This is a genomic window from Rhodopirellula sp. P2 (genome assembly GCF_028768465.1).
Lineage (GTDB): Bacteria > Planctomycetota > Planctomycetia > Pirellulales > Pirellulaceae > Rhodopirellula.
In genome coordinates this window covers 4,142,036-4,160,131 of the sequence record NZ_CP118225.1, presented here as the reverse complement: position 1 = coordinate 4,160,131, position 18,096 = coordinate 4,142,036, and the positions used below count along the sequence as shown (strand labels likewise).

Annotated in this window: 12 protein-coding genes; 5 read left to right on the top strand and 7 right to left on the bottom strand. The window is 56.6% G+C overall.

Features of this window, described 5'->3' with window-relative positions; genetic code table 11:
• Window positions 1-45: 45 nt before the first annotated feature.
• Complete coding sequence (locus PSR62_RS14640) at window positions 46-1,557, bottom strand: polysaccharide lyase (protein WP_274403741.1); 1,512 nt, start codon at window positions 1,555-1,557, stop codon at window positions 46-48.
• Window positions 1,558-1,623: 66 nt separating this feature from the next.
• Here PSR62_RS14640 and PSR62_RS14635 point away from each other — a divergent pair, with 66 nt between their 5' ends.
• The 3 genes from PSR62_RS14635 (at window position 1,624) to PSR62_RS14625 (ending at window position 5,191) form a co-directional block, all read left to right on the top strand.
• Window positions 1,624-2,526 carry a hypothetical protein gene (locus PSR62_RS14635; protein ID WP_274403739.1) on the top strand — a complete coding sequence of 301 codons (903 nt, stop codon included), beginning with the start codon at window positions 1,624-1,626 and terminating at the stop codon, window positions 2,524-2,526.
• A gap of 127 nt (window positions 2,527-2,653) precedes the next feature.
• Window positions 2,654-3,682, top strand: coding sequence for a serine/threonine protein kinase (locus tag PSR62_RS14630; RefSeq protein WP_274403738.1), 1,029 nt, complete (start codon window positions 2,654-2,656; stop codon window positions 3,680-3,682).
• A 462-nt stretch (window positions 3,683-4,144) separates the two neighbouring features.
• Window positions 4,145-5,191, top strand: a complete 1,047-nt coding sequence (locus tag PSR62_RS14625) for a hypothetical protein (protein WP_274403736.1) — start codon at window positions 4,145-4,147, stop codon at window positions 5,189-5,191.
• Window positions 5,192-5,196: 5 nt separating this feature from the next.
• Here PSR62_RS14625 and PSR62_RS14620 read toward each other — a convergent pair whose 3' ends face one another.
• Entirely contained in the window at window positions 5,197-6,474 is a 1,278-nt protein-coding gene (locus PSR62_RS14620; protein ID WP_274403735.1) for an alpha/beta hydrolase family protein, read from the bottom strand.
• A gap of 800 nt (window positions 6,475-7,274) precedes the next feature.
• Between PSR62_RS14620 and PSR62_RS14615 the strand changes: the two genes are divergently transcribed.
• Window positions 7,275-8,117, top strand: coding sequence for a transglutaminase family protein (locus PSR62_RS14615; protein ID WP_274403734.1), 843 nt, complete (start codon window positions 7,275-7,277; stop codon window positions 8,115-8,117).
• Between the two features lie 231 nt (window positions 8,118-8,348).
• On the opposite strand, the gene PSR62_RS14610 is transcribed toward PSR62_RS14615, so the two are convergent.
• Entirely contained in the window at window positions 8,349-9,332 is a 984-nt protein-coding gene (locus tag PSR62_RS14610) for a hypothetical protein (protein WP_274403733.1), read from the bottom strand.
• Window positions 9,333-9,662: 330 nt separating this feature from the next.
• Between PSR62_RS14610 and PSR62_RS14605 the strand changes: the two genes are divergently transcribed.
• Complete coding sequence (locus tag PSR62_RS14605; RefSeq protein ID WP_274403732.1) at window positions 9,663-10,757, top strand: choloylglycine hydrolase family protein; 1,095 nt, start codon at window positions 9,663-9,665, stop codon at window positions 10,755-10,757.
• 1,577 nt (window positions 10,758-12,334) lie between these two features.
• On the opposite strand, the gene PSR62_RS14600 is transcribed toward PSR62_RS14605, so the two are convergent.
• The 4 genes from PSR62_RS14600 to PSR62_RS14585 all read right to left on the bottom strand — a co-directional run bounded on the left by PSR62_RS14600 (window position 12,335) and on the right by PSR62_RS14585 (window position 17,855).
• Window positions 12,335-12,529, bottom strand: coding sequence for a hypothetical protein (locus PSR62_RS14600; RefSeq protein WP_274403731.1), 195 nt, complete (start codon window positions 12,527-12,529; stop codon window positions 12,335-12,337).
• 179 nt (window positions 12,530-12,708) lie between these two features.
• Window positions 12,709-14,466, bottom strand: a complete 1,758-nt coding sequence (locus tag PSR62_RS14595) for an FAD-dependent oxidoreductase (RefSeq protein ID WP_274403730.1) — start codon at window positions 14,464-14,466, stop codon at window positions 12,709-12,711.
• Between the two features lie 76 nt (window positions 14,467-14,542).
• Window positions 14,543-16,948 carry an arylsulfatase gene (locus tag PSR62_RS14590; RefSeq protein ID WP_274403729.1) on the bottom strand — a complete coding sequence of 802 codons (2,406 nt, stop codon included), beginning with the start codon at window positions 16,946-16,948 and terminating at the stop codon, window positions 14,543-14,545.
• Between the two features lie 298 nt (window positions 16,949-17,246).
• Window positions 17,247-17,855 carry an OsmC family protein gene (locus tag PSR62_RS14585; RefSeq protein ID WP_274403727.1) on the bottom strand — a complete coding sequence of 203 codons (609 nt, stop codon included), beginning with the start codon at window positions 17,853-17,855 and terminating at the stop codon, window positions 17,247-17,249.
• Window positions 17,856-18,096: the final 241 nt, after the last annotated feature.

Genomic DNA, 18,096 nt, shown 5'->3' with positions numbered 1-18,096 from the left:
GCTCCACCGTCACTGAACCATCCCCCCACTGAACCACTCTGCGTCTCATGGCTGCTTGACCATGGGACCGATGTACTTCTTGGCGATCACCACATTGTCCAGAAAAATGTGCTGATCATGAGGCGAGGCGATCTTCCCGCCATGGTAGAGGTTCAGCCAGATTTGTTCGATTCGAAGTTCATCCGTCAATCGAAACCGCACGTCTGTCTTCTCAAACGCCAGATGCCCATCAACCCAGGCTCGCAAGATTCCATCCTTCTCCCCGGGAGTGTTGAGTCGGCACTGTTGCTCGATCGCGTACCAGCGATTGGTTGCCAGGTACCCACGGTAGGCTTGGCTCCAAACCCAATTCGCTCCATAGGTTCCTTCCATATCAGCGTGGTAGCAATAGAACCCAATGGGGGTTCGTCCGGCCAAAGGATTGCCTTCCGGAATTGTCTTTTGAAACAACCCGCGAGCCGACCAACCATCTTTGCCGTTGCTTTTCCGCCCCCCCCAGCCAGCTCGACCATAAGTCCCACTGATCCCCGGTAGCTTCCCGCCTTGGACGGTTTGATTCCAATCATCAGCCAGTCGCAAGTAGTAGCGGAAGTAGACCTCCTCGGGCTCACTGCCGATCTGCTCATCGAACTTGTACAGCGTGTTCAGGGCGGTGAATTCTCCTTTGCCGATTCGAGAACGCAATGCCTTGCCCTGCAGGGGAAGGAAGCTTTCAAACCCAGTGTCAGCATCCACCGTGTCCACCTTGCCGTCGGGTCCGGCCTGAGTCCATTCACGTTCCCAGTTGGATTGTTCGAACCCGGTGGTGAAGATCACGTCCGGATCGTCCGCGATGCCGTGATCATTTGCGTATTTCGCCGCGATGCCCAAAACAGGCGAGGAGGGCAAGTCGCGTTCCCCCTGATTGCAGCGAAAAACTCCAACACTGGCGGAACCAAATTGCTGGGTCGACTGCAACACCAACGTGGCGTTCGTGATCGCTTCGACTTTGTTCGCTTGGTTCATGTCGAATCGAATCAAGAGATTCTCCGACTTGTCCGAAACACGCAGTTCGTCCGCTTGGCCCTGGCAACGGTAAGTCGACTTGGGCAGAAACGTGTCAGCGACCGCGTTGAGACTGACGGTCCCCCATTCGCCGGTCAATTCGAGCTTGGGATGCAGAGTCGTGTCTGCACTCTCGCGGCTACCGAATGCAATCCGGCCACTTCCATCGGTGACGCGTAGAAACATACCTTGATTCGGGTGCGTTCCATCGCCCCACTCCTTCACCAGATTCGTCACATCCCAGCGAACGGGTTTGCGAGTGTCGTCGTCGAGCACCTCGACGACCGCGTAGGCGACCTCTCCTTGTTCGGTTCCCTCGGCGTCGCACCAATCGCCCATGAAGTGTTTCCATGGCAAGGACGCGGCCTGGTTGTAATGTTCGCGATTGGCTCCATCGTTGTGCTGCGTCGTGCCTTCCGCCCAATCGGACGGCTCCCCCATGGCCGAAAGGCTCCCTGTCGAAACGAACACCACAAAGTAAAAGAATACCTGACTGAGTGTGGAACGCTGCATAAGAAATCGGTATGGTCACGGGGGTGCGATAAGAACAACTACCAATGTACCCCACCTGATCACAGCATGGCTGGACACGCCCTGAAACCACCACTCACAGATCACGCTGGCTGCCGCTGTTGGACTGGGCTGATCGTGCCGCTGCTGGCGTTTGGTTTGGTGCAATTGCGATTGCCGACCAGTTCCCTTGCAGAAGCTCCCAGCAAGGTGGAGGCAGAGCATTGGCAGCACCAAAAGCTAGCCTCCATCGCGATGAGGATCCAGGAAGCCAAGTCGGACGATGCACGCCTGGAATATTCAGCCAGGCAGTCGTGGCTGAGTCGATGGAAACCGGGGCAGATGCCTTCGGCTCCCGCTGACGCACCGGATCAAACGGGACTGGTGGAGGAGCCTCGGCTGCAGGATTTAGAGCGTCCCGAACCCGTGGACGCCGATGCTTGGCAAGCGATGATTGATTTGCAGGATCGGTTGCTCGCGTCCGACACCGACGACGACCGCAAAGCCAACTTGCGAAAAACGATTGAGCTGGCCAGCCAACTGGAAGCGACCCTGGCCGCCAAGCTCCCCACTGATTCGCAATCGCTGTCGACGCCGACGTCCTGGGCTCTCGCGTTCACCCGTTACCGACTGGGGCGGGCGCTCGCGTATCGCGAATTGCCTGAGGTCCGCGAGCGATGGCCAATTGCCGATCCGGGGCAGTATCAAGCACAATTGGTCGCTGCCGTTCAGCGTTTGACCGAACAAACGAAGGGTGACCGTCGCGAGTTCATCCTGTTGCAAGACCGGATGTTTCGGCGATCGGGCCAGAAGGGGCGAGCACTCGAATTGCTGGAGGCCAACCGACATTCAATTGAACCGAAATGGTACCTCAAGAAGCGACGCGATCTGCTACAAGAACTCGGCTGGGACCCGCCCTATCGGGAAGCCGCCCAACGGTACCTGCAAGCCGGCTACGATGATGAATCTTGAACGACCAATCCGAAATGAGCGCCAAGCACTTTGCCGCTCACAAATGAAACGCCCAAGCGGGTAAGTTGAAGACTGTGTCAGGCAACTTGACGTTTTTGTTCACTCCAACAAGCGGCCATTCCTCTGAATGATGCTTTCACTCTCCAGCACTGATATCCAGCTTCCCTCTCCCCGGCCGCACGGCCTTGCCAAGTACCGCGATCTGACGGAGATGGCTCGTGGCGGCAATGGGGTGTTGTATTCTGCTTTCGATCAAATCGTCGGTCGCACTGTGGTGCTGAAGATGCTGTTACCAGAGCATCGGTTGGACCGCGGGTTCCGGCGGCGCCTGCTCCGTGAAGCACGCGTGACGGCACAACTGGAGCACCCTGGAACCGTTCCGGTGCATGAGATCGGTGAGGATGACGAATTCGGGATCTACTACGCGATGAAACGCATCTCGGGGGAGAATTTCTTCTCCGTGCTTCGTCAATTGGCAAAGGGCGACGAAAACGTGGCCGCAGCATTCCCGCTGCACCGACGGATCGAGATCGTTCGGGACACCTGCCAAACCCTGGTCTTTGCACACGCGGCGGGGGTGATTCACCGCGACGTCAAACCCGAGAACATTTGGGTGGGAAACTTCGGTGAAGTCACGCTATTGGACTGGGGCGCCGCCAAAGTTTGGGGCGAGCCGACGCTGGACGATGGTCGCTACCCCACCTCCCCCGTCCGTCATAGCCACGCTCCACACAGTGAGCCGGCCGAGTCATCGATGCACGTCAAGCACGAAGAGAAGACCTACGAGCTACCGACGTTGACGCCTGCCAATCAACTGATTGGCACACCAACGTACATGTCGCCAGAACAGGTCTCCAATCGCGAAGTGGATGAACGCAGCGACGTGTTCTCAGCCGGCGTCTGTTTGTACGAAGCCATGGCAATCGCCGAACCTTTTCGGGGCAAGAGCCGTGATGAAACGTTCGACAACATTTGCATGCGTCAGCCAACGCCACCAAGCGAACGCTCTCCGAAGCAGCACATCCCCCTGGAAGCCGACCGGATCGTTTTCAAAGCGATCGCCAAACAAACTGCGAGTCGATATCAATCGATGCGGGAACTGATCGCTGACCTCGACGAACTGTTGCTGATTGTCCGCCAAGACGAATCGGACTGACGCTCCGTTCACCAACGCGACGATTCAACCGGAAAGCGGCCCAACGCGAGCCCCAAACACAAGTGAGGTCGCGCAGCTTCGTGTGGTTCATGGCTCCGATGCCCCGCTGCTGTTCAGCACGTTCCTGTCGGCGGTACGTTCAACGCTGTGAAGGAGTTTCCAGGACTCACGGAAGGCGTCGAAGTCCGGAACGGTGACCAATGCGATCGGTGCGAAGCCGCTGGAACGTTGGTTGGATCCCCATCCGGTGCCAATGCAATCGCTTGCTTCTCGTAAGTTGCCGAGGACGACGGAACCGTTCTGATTGGAAGGCTGACTATTGTGAGAAAAACTGCGATGGATGGGGGAGCGTTAAGCTCATCTTTCTGTCGAGTAAAAAAGGACCAGAAGATCGCGAGCCAAAAAATCAATCAATCAAATGAAGGAATTGCCCTCGAAATGAACGAGTCATTGAAAACGCGGATGACGTTTGCAATTGCGTTCGCGATCGGAGCACCGCTGGGGATGTTCCTGGTCGGTTTGTTTGGCGACAACGTGGGCCTTGACCCCGATTTCGTTTTGACGGACGTCCCATTTTGGATGAACATCGTTGGGCTGGTTGTGACCGGAGCTGTTTTGATCGGCGTTGCCAATTGGCCAGTGCGATCGGCTCGACGGGTGCTTTCACTGATGCTCGGCAGAGCGATGGCGGATGATTTCGATCCCAAATTTGGCGACAGCGCAATTCCTCGTTGGATGTTTCCGGTGCGTGGCTACATTGCCGCACGTTGGTGCTTGGCATTGTCGACTTGCCTGCCAGCCATTGCGATGTTCACAGACGGCCCGATGGATGACGGCAAGATCGCTGCTGCTTCATTCGGTTTTGGGATCCCGTTGGTGCTTGCCATTTTTTTTGGATGGCGAGGCCGCACGGAAGCGTCGTTGTACCGGGCAGCCGAGAATGGTCAACGATTGGCAGTCTGGCATATGAACGTCAAAGAAAGCCAGCTCTGCCGACGATGGTTTTACCGCGATTTATTTCAGCGGATCACACGTGTCGTGGGGATACCGATCGCGATCGCCATGATCGCCGCCACCTCGACGATGCTGTACTTCTGGTACCAAGGCGTGGAAGCTTGGGCGACTTCCGGCGGCCGGCTGATCGCAACGGTGCTGGTTGTCGGAGGCACTGTCTTGATTGGTTGGTGCCTGCTGCTGATTCCGAACCTGGTGATCGTCAGCCGCGATCGCATCGGGGCCTTGTTCTTAGAGGATCGCTTTTGCTTTGCCGGCCATTCCATTCGAATGACGACGAATCATCACCGACGAAAAATCGCGTTCGTGGATCAGCCAGATCAGAAGCTCTTGAGCATCACGTTGGTGTGGCTGCACCGCCGTCGCTCTTCGAACCACGGCAGCGGGGTGATTCCCTATGTCACCGACACCACCACGGAACGGGTCTATCGCATTCCGGTTCCCACCGAAAGCCTTTCTAGCATCTCTCGCCTCAAGTCGAGCTACCAACGCTAAGCCGATCAACGGAATCCAACTTCGGTCGACACCAAGGCACCTCGCTGATCGGTGAATGTCACCAACCAAGTGTTGGCTTCCGGCGGAAGTCCCTCTGCTTGGACTTTTCCATCCGCAATCACGCAGTCGACGGATTGCCATTTTCGCTTGGATCGCAGCCCCGCTTCGGTCGTGAAATGCAATGCGGATTGAACGATCTTGGTGTCGGACTGGAACGGCACGGTGACGGTGCCGCTGTCGCTGACATGCAACGGGCCAACGGAGGGCAGAGGGGTCGTGTGCTTCAAAATCGAGTCCACGAAAATCTGGATTTCCGGCGGGTTCCAGCCCGCTTGATGGCCGTGCGGCATTCGCGGCTCGATCCGCATCGTGCGTGGCCCCTGCACTTTGGCGTAGGACTTGGCATAGCTGTCGAGCACGTAGTGGACGTCGTGCGTGCCGTTGACCCATAGTGTGGGGACCGTGCATTTCTGGAGGTGACTTCCGGGGTCGTAAGCAGCAACCCAGGCGTCACGGCGGTTGCCAAGACGATCGATGGAAGGCTTTTGGACCGATTCGCCTTCGTGCAGGAATCCACAGCCGTAAACAGGCACAGCGGCTTTGAATCGATCATCCAGCGAAGCGGCCAAGCAAGTCGTGTAGCCGCCCCAGCTGATCCCCGTCACAGCGGTGCGGTCGGCATCGACCTCAGGGAAACTGCGGATCAGGGTATGAGCCCGCATCACATTGGCCGCCGCGTGGTACGGCCAATCATCATCGATTCCTCCCCCGATGCAGTCAAACTTTTCGGGGTGTCCGTCCCCGGGGCCGCCTTGGGCAAGTCGAACGCGAGTTTCTCGTTTGTGACCCGCGTAGGGTTTCAACTTCCCTGACGCATCGAATTCAGGATTGGGAGCGCGGCGTCCTCCGAGGTCCATTGCGATCGCGGCATAACCACGGTTCGCCCACATCCAAACCCAATCGGCGAAGGCGGTCCCACCGCCACCATGAATCAGCACAATGCCTGGATACTGCTCGCCCTCCCTGCCAATGCCCAGCGTTTTGGGCGAGGCGTAGAATGAGAAAACTTCCGTCGCTTGGCCGTCAACCATCTCGCCTTCGTAAATCAACGACTGGATCTTCGCGTTGGGATCTTCGATTCGGTAGGACGGCACTTCTGACTTCAGCCGATCAATTGGCCAGACTCCCGGCGTTGAGTGGCTCACTCCTTCGTCAGCTTGGACACAAGGAGTCAACCAACAGATCGCAAGCAGCAAAACACTCAGTGAACGAGAGGAAGTCATGGAAGGGGCACCATGTTCGAATGGAGAGAGAAATCAAAGAAGCCCCAGACGGGCTGCCTCCAAGTCAAAGATCACCCCGAAAGGCGATGCATTTGTCAGGCGGACGAGGCACTCGTCACCGGGACAGCAACAGTTTATCAGAACCCATTGTGCTTGCAGCAAGGCACGAGCACGGCTGAGACGCAACGCGCAGTCCCTGGATGGGATGCACGCCATCCGGCACTGGCCAAGACACCGTTGTCGTGAATGCGAAATCCCAACCTGGCGGTCCATCCGTCGAATGCGTGCCTGGTCAGCAAGGCAGGCCCACTCCAATGCCCGTCATTGTTTGGTGACTGAGTATTCGAGGCCCCCCGGCACCTGCATGATCAGCACACCGGAAGTTCCCTCGCTGGCGTGAAAGACAAATGCGAATGGGTTGGCTGCGTCGGGTTGGTCAGCCGCCGGGTCAAGTCTCGTGTTCGGACATGTGGATTCCAGAACAGTCATGCTTGGTTGAGCGAGGCAATTTGACCAGCCCCACTGAATCGACTCTCCCGTTGCATTGTTGGCTAACGGTCGAATGGCGATCCTTGACGTTCGACTAGCTTCTCCCAACCGGGCGTTGACACTCGATTGAAACACCGTGGCCCCGTTCAGCCTGAGCTGACGTTACGCTAATTGAGAACCAGCGCGATGGACGGGCCCGATCAGCACTTGGATCTCTCCCAAGAATCGATCCAGTCAACCGTTGCCGCACTTTCCTTTCCCTGTTTCGCTATCCAGCCAATTTGGGCGACTAGCGGTGGTGTCGAAAGCTCGTGATCTTTCAGGTATCTCATCGGATTCATTTTCGATACGACCAGCCGGTCGTCATCCAACCGCTTACGATCCGACTGCGGCCCCGCAGTGACGGGGCGCAACGTGTGCTGCATTGGAATTGTCAGCTCAGCCCCGATCCATCGGCGTCCAACTCGATTTTGGATGTGTTCGGCAATGTCGCGCAGCAGGTTTCATTCGAGGGCAGTCATCGCGAACTCACCCTGGACGTGAATTTCGAGGTCGAAGCCTCGCGGACCAATCCGTTCGACTACTTGTCGCTCGACTCGCGAGTCACCAATTTGCCTGCTTACTATGACCTACGGATTGCTCAAGCACTGTCTCCCAACCTGCACCGGCAGGTGATGGACCGAACCATCGGTCATTGGGCAGGCGAGATTTCAGGGAGCGTTGATTGGCAAACACAACCCTTTTTGTTGAAGCTGTGTGAGATCATCCACCGCGAATACACCGCGGAAACCCGGTACGAAGGCGCCACCTTTTCGCCCAGCCAAACATTCGCGGAGAAAAGTGGTGCTTGCCGAGACTTGGCGGCGTTGTTCATGGACGCGTGTCGCACACAAGGCTTGGCTGCCCGGTTTGTCAGCGGCTATGTCTATGAGCCCAACCGAACTCACGGATCGGAGCTCCATGCCTGGGCCGAGGTTTATTTGCCCGGCGGCGGATGGCGTGGTTACGATCCAACGCTGGGGATCGCCGTCGCGGACGCCCACATCCCGGTGGCGGCCGGACCTGAACCGGAATGGGCAGCTCCGACGGAAGGCTGCTACATCGGCGAAGGCCGTTCCGAAATTGTCTACGAAGTCCAAGTCACGCGCCGGTAAGCCGGGCCGATGCGAACGTAAGCGCCCCCGTTTGTGCCTGTGTACGACTGCGACGCCACTCAGCAGCAACCCATCTCCGGAACCGAGTGTGCACTGGGAACCCTGACCCCAGCGGCCCCGAAGGCTGGACCAATCCAAGCTTCATTCCAGCAATCCCGCCACCCTCCTGGCAAGAGGGGCGAGCAATGGTCGCACCACGTCCCGCACTGCTGTTATCGGATCACGATCGCCTCACGACGCGGCAGGGCCAGTGATCAGGCGATAGACGCACGCGGAATCGCCACGTGTTTCGTGATTGAAGACGCCGATGTCCAGGCCCTGTTCATGTGGCGTGAGAAAGTACGGGACCACTTTGCTGGGCAGCAAGTGACTGAGGTCTTCCCAAGTCCCCTCCTCGAAATCCTGCCAAGTCTGGAAGCGGATGAATTTGTATTCATCGCAGTTATGTTCGCCTGCATACGAGGGGCAAAAATAGCTGGTCGCATACCAGTGACCGTCGTGGAAATCGACATCGTTGAGGACCAAGCCGGTGCCCTGCCAGCTGCCTGCGGGGGCGTTTCTCTTCTTTCCGAAGCTGCGGTGGATCTTGAACTCTTGCTTTTCGAAGTCCGTGACTTCGACCACCACGCCATGACTGGAACCGACAACGTACAATGTCCCATCGGCAATGGTGAGCGCACGTGAGTACCCCAACGGTTGGGAAAGATCCAAAACTCCAACCTTGCCGTCGGCTCCTTTGAACCGAAACACCTGGCTGCTGTCGGGATTCAGCGTGTACATCCATCCCGTTTCCGCATCAAACAAGATGTCATGTGGACGCTGCAGCTTGATATCAGCCAGTGATGTCGCAAAGTTCTCCCATTGGTCGTTCGCCGGATCCGCAAAGGTGATCAACCGATGGTTCCCGGTGTCGGTTGCGTAAAAGCGTTTCTCAAGAGGGTTGAAGGCGACCGAGTGGGCGTCAACCAAGACGCTGATCGGCGATTGGCGAAACGATGACGTCGAATCCGTTCGATAGAACAGTCGGTCGCCACTGGTCACGATCTCGATCTTTCCACTGCGGTCGATGTGCGTGCACGCCGGAAAGGAACCGCTTTGCGGCGCGTATTTCTCGATCGCAATCTTGTTCACTGCCACGGTCTGCGCGTTCACCGACAGACCATCAAACAGGCAGGCAACAAGAATCCCAGCGTAGATTGATTGGTTCACGTTCATGGGAGGGGCATCCGGGGGCAAAACAGCCCAGCATACATTCTGCAACCAGCTTCGGCGCCCTATCGCATAGGATCCAACTCGGATTTCGGGATGGAGGAACGTTCGCTTTCCATCCGCTTGATGCAACGTTTGACGGCACCGCCAAAGTCGCCCCAACCAGCGAGTTGACTTCGCTCGGCCCCAGCGCAACGAAACGATTTTGAGCGGGCGGAGCCCCAGGCTGGTTCTGTGTCCTATCATTTCGTTTGAAGACGGGCGTTGGGTTTCCGAAACGACCCCCATGCTTTGCATTCTTCCTGTCAAATCTCCATCCGTTACGAAGATTTTTTCATGCTCCGAAGTTTTCGTCTTTGCCAGACAATCGCGTTGACCGGTCTTTTGACTCTCTGGGGCACCTCTGCCTCGGCATGCACAGGGATCACGATCCGGCCCGCTGACGGTTCCGTTGTTTTCGCGAGGACCATGGAGTTTGGGATCGATCTGCAATCGAACGTGATCATCGTTCCTCGAGGTCATTCATTCGAAGGCACTGCCCCCGGTGGAAAACCAGGCATGCAGTGGACATCAAAGTTTGGCATCGTTGGCACCAACGCGTTTGATGAGCCGCTCATCGCAGACGGCCTGAATGAAAAAGGGCTTCATGTCGGCCTGTTTTACTTCCCCGGCTTTGCGAAGTATCAAGAGGTGAAGTCCACGGACGCTGAGCGAACGCTCGCCCCCTGGGAACTATGCTCCTATTTGCTCGGCACGTGCGGCAGCGTGGACGAGGCGGTGGAAGCCGCCAACCATGTTCTCGTCGGCGAAGTGGTGATGCAGAAGATGGGATTTGTGCCACCGCTTCATTTGATTGCTACCGACTCCAGCGGTCAGTCAATGGTGTTTGAATACGTCGACGGCAAACTGAACGTCCATGCGAACCCGCTCGGTGTGGTGACGAATTCTCCGCAGTTCGACTGGCACCTGACCAACCTTCGAAACTACATCAATCTCACGCCTCAAAATTCCCAAGGATTGGATTTGGCGGGAAACAAAATCGAGGCACTCGGGCAAGGCAGCGGAATGCTCGGGCTGCCGGGGGATTTCACTCCGCCGTCACGGTTCGTGCGGGCGGTCGCCTACACTCAATCGGCTTTGCCGGTCGAAACCGCTGAACAAGGAGTGTTGCAGGCGTTCCATCTTTTGAACCAGTTTGACATTCCCAAAGGGGCGGCGACGAGCACCGAAAATGGCGAGGAAGTGGCGGACTACACCCTGTGGACCAGTGCCGCTGATCTAAAGAACCTGCGCCACTATTTTCGGACCTATGAAAACAGCCAGATCCGGATGGTGGACCTTCGCCAGATCGACTTTGATGCCAACAGCATCCAGACAATTTCCATGCGAGGCGAGGAAGTCATCGAAGATCTTTCGAAGACAGCAAAGTAGGGTTCGATCAACGCATTCGCTCAATGCAACCCAACGACGGAACTGGCTGGTGGCAAACACGGGTCGCGGGCGTAGTCGACACGCAGTTCGATTCACCGCTGAGACGTCATGGATGCTCGCCAGGAACTCATTCACTGCGATTGGGCCGCAAGGCAGACCGCGTGAGAATATCGCAGACGCGCCATTTCTCTTGCCGGTTGGGCGAAAGAAGTCTCTCGCTCTGCGATCGCCTGCCCGCTCTTTTCTTTCGATCGTTGAATTGCCACTGAACCAAGTGTCTCGATTTCATCAAGGCCGGCACCAAACGCGACGCCGGAATCTGACGGCCAGTGTGCAGGCGGCAATGAAACACGCACTGGTTTGTGGCTCCGGCACGGCGACAACACTCACGTCATCGATATAAAAGTATGCGTTGGACAAGCTAAAACCAGATCCCATGTCAATGTAGGACGGCGGGGAGTCAAACCCGCCGATCAAGATGTGGTCCTCGCCACCATTTGCAGTATACACGCCACTGATACGCGTCCAATTCAACCTGTCTGTCAACACATTGCCACTCGGAGTTCGAATCTGCGGCGTCATGGAAGGGGAGGGTGAAACACTGGACGGAGAGACTTGTCCGACGGAAAGATACACACCGAGATCATCTCTTGAGTACCGCGAAGTATCAGCAAGGGAAGCGTAGAAGGAGACTTCGTACTGCTGTCCCCTTGTGAGCGGTGAAGTGAGCGAGGATTGGAGAAACTCGCCGATGGCCATGCCCATATATGCTTGACCCTCTTTGGGTGTCTGGATCCCGTAGTAATTCGAGGGGGTTCTGGGGTGACGGAAAGTGGCGAGGGCGTGAAAGTAGTCAGGCGAAGCGATGCTCTTGGAGTTCCAGCCAGTGACCAAGCTGAGTTGCCCAAGATTGCTGGGGACCCCAAGGTTACTCTCAAATCCAGGGTTGGTTACCAAATTTGTGAACCCGCGAACTGGTACGCAGATTAGAAAGAAAAGCACTGCGCATGAAATGTGTCGGCATGAAATCAATTGTGGCCCCAGGAGGAAGGGTATTCAGTTGCTGTGAACGCAACTTGCCATGACGTTGTTGCAACCACTGCAGTGAGTGTCAGTTGATGCCACAATCAGGAAGATCGAAGAGAACGTAACCAAAGTCTCTGACTTGGTCCGCGTACGATAGGACCTCGTATTGCCATAAGCAACCCACCGGCTGCTCTTTCGGGATCTGATTTCTTCACGGCGAGGTGCAAGAGACAAAAAGGGATGGAAGAGATTCGCCGAGGGGTTGCTTAGCAACTCCCCCGGGGAATCAAAGGACGAGCCACCGCCCCTGGAACGGACGCAGCATCAATGCCCGGTTCAGGATCAACATGTTGTTGATCAACCAGTTTCTGGTGGTGTTTGCTTCGCCCAAAGCACCGGCCAATTTCTAACAATCCCTGAAGGATAAAATCGACGCAAGCACATCGTCAGCCAACAACAAGTTTTTGGCGTCCCAGTGTGAGCCAGAGTTCCCACGTCCAACCAGGTCGAACGGGCAAACGGTTCAGGAGGTCACAGCCAAACATTCCTGTTTACTTGCGTCGCCAACGCAATGTTTGAATTGCCAGCGTTGATTGTTCGGCGTTCCGGTCGTCTCTCAGCGGGTGAGTTGTTCCCAGCGAATGCGGTTCGTCTTCATCGCCGGCAGCAAGTCTTTGGGGGACGGTTCCCTCTTCAATCAAGGTCCATCCCGTGAAACTATCGGCGTCCGTTTCGAGGAGCCGCATCGTGGCTTTTGTGTTGGCCTGGTCAAGCGCCGTATGGCAGGACTTTGACGCCCAACCTCCAACCCGAATCTGAACGTGTCACGCCACACAGAGATGCATTGGGCTCGCACACGACAGGCGTGAAGCGGCAATCAATCGGAGTCGCCTGTGTTCTCGCAATTGCTCGTCGGGATGGGATGTCAGGAAGGCCACGTCAGTTCGAATCCCTGCCGTTTCAGCAGGCTTTGGAAATCGGCCAGTGACTGGGGATCGTTCCGGACTCCGCTCGGTCGATTGTGCCGGTCAAGGCAATGAGCGGCCAAGGCACCAGCGGCTTCTCCGATGCTCCATTCGACCGGGTGCAGGCGATAGCAACCGTTGCTGAGATGGGTGGTGCCAATGTTCTTGCATCCCGCGATCAGGTTTTCCATTCGCTTGGGGATCAGGGCGCCCAGTGGGATTTGGAACGGAACACTGGCGAAGTCGATGTAGTTGTCGCCACCGCTGCTGGGATGCAGATCGAGATGGTAATAGCCGATGCCGACCGAATCGCGAAAGGATTCTGCTCGGACTTTGTCGGTTGCTTGGTTCACAAGTGACTCTCGCTCGGCACGCGAAATGTGTTGTTCGAGGATGGTGAACTCAGCTTCAATTCTTCGCGACTCTCGGATGTAGGGATACTTGGCCAAGCCATCCTCGGTACCCATGATGTCCTTCCGCAATCGAAGCCCCTTCCATCCGGTCCCACCGTCCGGGCGCGGCGCCTCGGTTTGCAACCAATACAGAAGCGATAAACTCAGTTGCCGCGAGCCTTCCAGGTGCTTGGTGATTTCTTGTTCATCGCCGGTGATCAAGTTGCCGAGCATGTAATCGTTTTGCGGCCAATTGACGATGGTCACGCCACTTTGATAAGTGCCGGGGACAAAGTTAGCGGGGTCCAAGATGCGACGATAAAGCCACAAGTTCAAGGCTCGGGTTTTCTCAGGTGGCCGTCCGTGGCTCGGCGGGACAAACGCGAGGTCATGGGGAGTGTGCGTGTTCGGTTTGGAGTACTGAAGCGACAGCAACTTGCCCGACCAAGGCGGCGTTAAGTCGGGAGTGTGCTGTTTCCAGAATGCGTACTGCTCAGGGCGATCGATGATGTGATCTTCGCCATCCAGGTGATCAATCGCAAAGCACCACGTGAACGACTGAATGTTTTCGGGGGCCGCTTGGTCGGGAGCGTGTGGTTCCCCGGTTTGGTTTCGAGATTCGAAGCCAGTGACATATTCGGTGTTGGTCAGTGGCAACACATCGCCCTGCTCGCTGGCGTCGATAAAGAACGGTGCCGTCACTGTCACCGTCGTTCCCTGTTCGGTGCGGAAGGTGAGCGAGCGAATCCGATCGCCATCGACATCGGCTTGGATCGGCTCGGTATGAAGCAGCACCGTCAGTCGGCCTGCCCTCACGGCGGGAGCCAGCATGGCGTCCAAGACAGCAACAGCAACGCGGGGTTCGTGGCAAAGTCGCGAGACACTGCCGTTGCCCGGGTTCAACCGAGCGTTTTGTTGAGCAGCCTTGGTGAGCGGGTAGTTTCTTCGGTAGTGGTCGCGAACGTTCTCGCGAAATGTTCGGTAGCTGGCCGTGCAGCCATGCGTTTCAATGTGACTGTGTTCGTCGGGCGGCACGCCTTGTTGACTGAGTTGCCCGCCAATCCAATCGGTGGGCTCCGTCATCAAAACTCGTTTGCCCATCCGGGTTGCCGCCAACGCCGCAGCACAGCCACCAAGACCACCGCCGACGATGACGACATCCACCGCCATCTCATCAGCGGGGATTTCCCCAGCGGCATCGGTTGCGACTGCGATCTGCGGCAGACAAGCGGACGCGGTCGCCAGTCCCGCGAACTCAAGGAACTGACGACGCTTGAAACCACGTGCGCCGGTGGAAAAGGCATCGGCGATGGAAATGTCAGTCATGATGTTCCACTGAGTTCGCGTCGGAGATCAAGCACAGACTGGAAGTCTGTGTCACTTTCTGGCGTGGGCTTGGCAATTACTTCACCGTCAAGGTGACCTTGTCAATCTTGCCGGTGAATTTGCTTGATTCCTCGGTGTAGTCAGGAGACACGGAGGTCTCGCGGTCGAGGCCGACGTTGGCGGTTTCATCCGCTGACCAAATCGCGAACTGGGTCTTTTCGACGTTGCCCGAACCAACCGGTTGCCCGTTGACCTTCAACGTGGCCGTGCCTCCCGCACCAAGCTTGGGCTGGCCGTCGGCCGATTTGCCGTCATACGCGAAGTCGAGTTGGAGCGTTGATTTGCCGACGGGCAAAACATCCTTTGAGGTCACCGAGTAACTTTCCAAGCCGAGGTAGTTGTACGTGTAAACCGGCTTGCCTTCTTTCAAATACAAACTCCATCCACCGAACCGCCCGCCCTGGCTGACGATCACCCCGTTCGTTTCTTTCCCCTGCGTTTCGATCTCCGCAACGATTTCAAAGGAGCGGTTCTTGGTGTCGATGAAATCGTTTTCCGGCAGGAAGCCCAGTCCTTCATAAACGGTCAGCGAAGTGCGGTCCCCCATCAGCGTCGGGCGTCCGGCCAGTTTGGCGTTGAGTCGAAGTTGGCGTCGATCGTCGATCGGCAACACCTTGTATTTGACCGCTTCGGACAAAAACACTTCTTGCAGCTCCTTCAGCTTTTCGGGGTGCTTGGCTGCGAGATTGTTCGCCATGCTGAAATCTTCCGCCACATGGTACAGCTCCCAGACATCGTCAAGAAGTTTGTTCCGCGGTGGAGCCCAGGGATACATGTGGACCGTGCCAGCGAACCAACCATCGTAGTAGACACCACGGTTTCCCATGATCTCGAAATACTGCACCAAGTGCCGGTCAGCGGCTTGGGCGTCATCGAAGGAGTACAGCATGCTGACGCCTTCCATCGGACGCTGGCCGACGCCGTTAACGATCCGAGGCTGGGGCAAGCCAGCGGCTTCCAAGACCGTGGGGGCGATGTCGATCACATGATGCCATTGCTGGCGTAGACCGTTTTTCGCTTTGATCCCTGCCGGCCAATGGATCACGGTTCCCTGGCGTGTTCCGCCATAGTTGGACGCGACTTGTTTTGTCCAGGTGAAGGGCGAATCAAAACACACGGCCCAGCCGGCTGCCATGTGAGGGTAGGTGCTGGCGCTGCCCCATTCGTCGTAGTGCTGGAGCATGTCATCGACCGTTTCTTCGACTCCATTGAAGTACGTCATTTCGTTGTACATGCCGTTCATGCCGCCTTCGGCACTGGTGCCGTTGTCGCCGGCAATGAAGACAATCATGGTGTTGTCGAGTTCACCCAGCTCGTCAATCGCATCGACCAGCCGACCGATCTCAAAGTCCGCCATGTCCAGGAAAGCCGCGAAGACCTCCGCTTGTCGCGAAAACAGCTTTTTCTCTTTCGGGGAAAGATCGTCCCAGTCTTTGATGTCCTCAGGCTTTTCAGCCAGCTCCGCGTTTTTCGGAATGACTCCCAAGCGTTTTTGATTGTCGAAAATCTGTTCCCGCATGACATCCCAACCAGCGTCAAACTTGCCTTCGTGCTTTTTGATGAACGACTCGGGAACATGGTGCGGAGCATGCGTTGCACCTGGCACAAAGTAGGTGAAGAATGGCTTGTCCGGCGTGAGCGACTGTTGGGCTCGAATCCAATTGATGGCCTGCGTCGTCATGTCGTTCATGAAGTGATAGTCGGGGTCACCCTTCGCCGGATTGTCCACCGGGGTGATGCCGTCGTAGATCGCAGGCGACCACTGATTCGTTTCACCACCTAAGAAACCGTAGAACTTGTCGAAACCCGAGAGCGTCGGCCAACGTGTCAGCGGACCGCTGGGACTGATCTCCCAAACGGCCACTTCGTGACACTTGCCGAAATGGGCCGTGCTGTAACCGTTGAGTCTCAGAATCTCAGGCAATTTGGCGCAACTTTCCGGCAGCTTGCCAGTTTGGCCTGGGAAGGAGGTCGCGATTTCCGTGATCGACCCCATGTTCACGCTGTGGTGATTCCGACCGGTCAACAAAGCTTGACGTGTGGGAGAGCACAACGCGGTCGAATGAAAATGGTTGTACCGCAAACCATTTTTCGCGAGTCGATCGAAGGTGGGCGTTGGGGTGACGCCGCCGAACGCGCTGGTGCCACCAAAACCAAGGTCATCAATCATGATGATCACCACATTGGGCGCATCCTTGGGCGCTTCGACCTTGAACACTGGCGGAGCTGTGGCATCGCGGGCGTCCAACGTTTTGATCGGTGGTTGCCAAGGAGCCGCGATGGGCAGCACACGTCGGTTGACTGGCACCTCTCGGTCAGTCTCCTGTGCCGCGAGCGGATTTGTTAGGAGGACGAGTCCAACCAAGAACATGCCGTGCAGCGTGTTCTTGATTGCATGTGACTTTCCATGTTCGAACATCATTGAAGCAACCCACCTGAATTGTGAAACAACCGCAATTGGACTCGGATAGCCGAATCTTTTGGAAGCTAAGTCATATCACTCTCCAGTCGGGCACACAACCAAACGGGATAGCCGGAATGATTGGGTGCAAGCATGTGAGCCGATTGGGCGTGGGAACCGTGGCGAATGCCAAACGGCTCACACACGCGAAGACTCCTGCAGGCCTGCTTCAACGGGACGCTTCTGTCATCGCGAAAGTTGCTGGCAACGCGCGTCACTCTGCCGAAGCAGTGACAATCTCATATCAAACTTGCAAAGTTCAGGCAGGGCCGAGGTTCTGGCCATTGAACTTGGTTTGAATCGTCGATGGCACGGGATGCATGATTGACTGGTGAATGAAGCAACTGTTCTCGCCGACTTCGATCATCTTGCGAATCGTTTCTTCCGACTCGTCCGATTCGATCTCCAAGTGAGTGATCACTTCGACGCCCCGGCCAGTCAGAGTGCCTTTGAGAACCGATCCTTCCATCGAGAACCGGGTTTCCTGCGAGAGTTTCAAACTGGAGACTTTGAGTTTCTTGATGGAGACGTAGCGAGAGAGCTGAGTCAGCAGACAAAACGCGATGCTGGCGCTGTAGTACGCCAGTGGCGGTGGCGCGGAATCGTCGCCGCCCAAGTACGGGCCTTCGTCACAAATGATTTCGAACGTGCTGCCTTGAGGCTGATCGACTCGAACCGTTGCCCGCTTCCTCATGTTGTCCAGTGATTCCGCCTCCAATCGCAACACGACTTCGCGTTTTTGAACCGGTGCGAGACTGGATCCATGCTCGTCGGGATTGGAGAGTTCCTCAACTTTGCGAACAATCGGCAGGGGGGATTCGTCGGTGCCCATCGGTGAATTTCCGGCTGGAGTGAAAGAACGTTTCAAAGAATCATCCTGTGATGAGCACATGTTGGTCAATGCGTTTGACGCCGCACGGTGCAGGTGTGTCGGCCACGGTCGATGCTGGGCGGCCTCGTGGTGAAGTCATTCCATGCTGCACGTGATGAACGTGCGATTGCCCGGCTGGTCGCATACCGCATCCCCGTCGAGAAGCAATCTTCGATTGCCTGCGAGCAGTCGACGCTCAGCTCACCACCGAGTCACCATGTCCGGTTGCATGAGACCA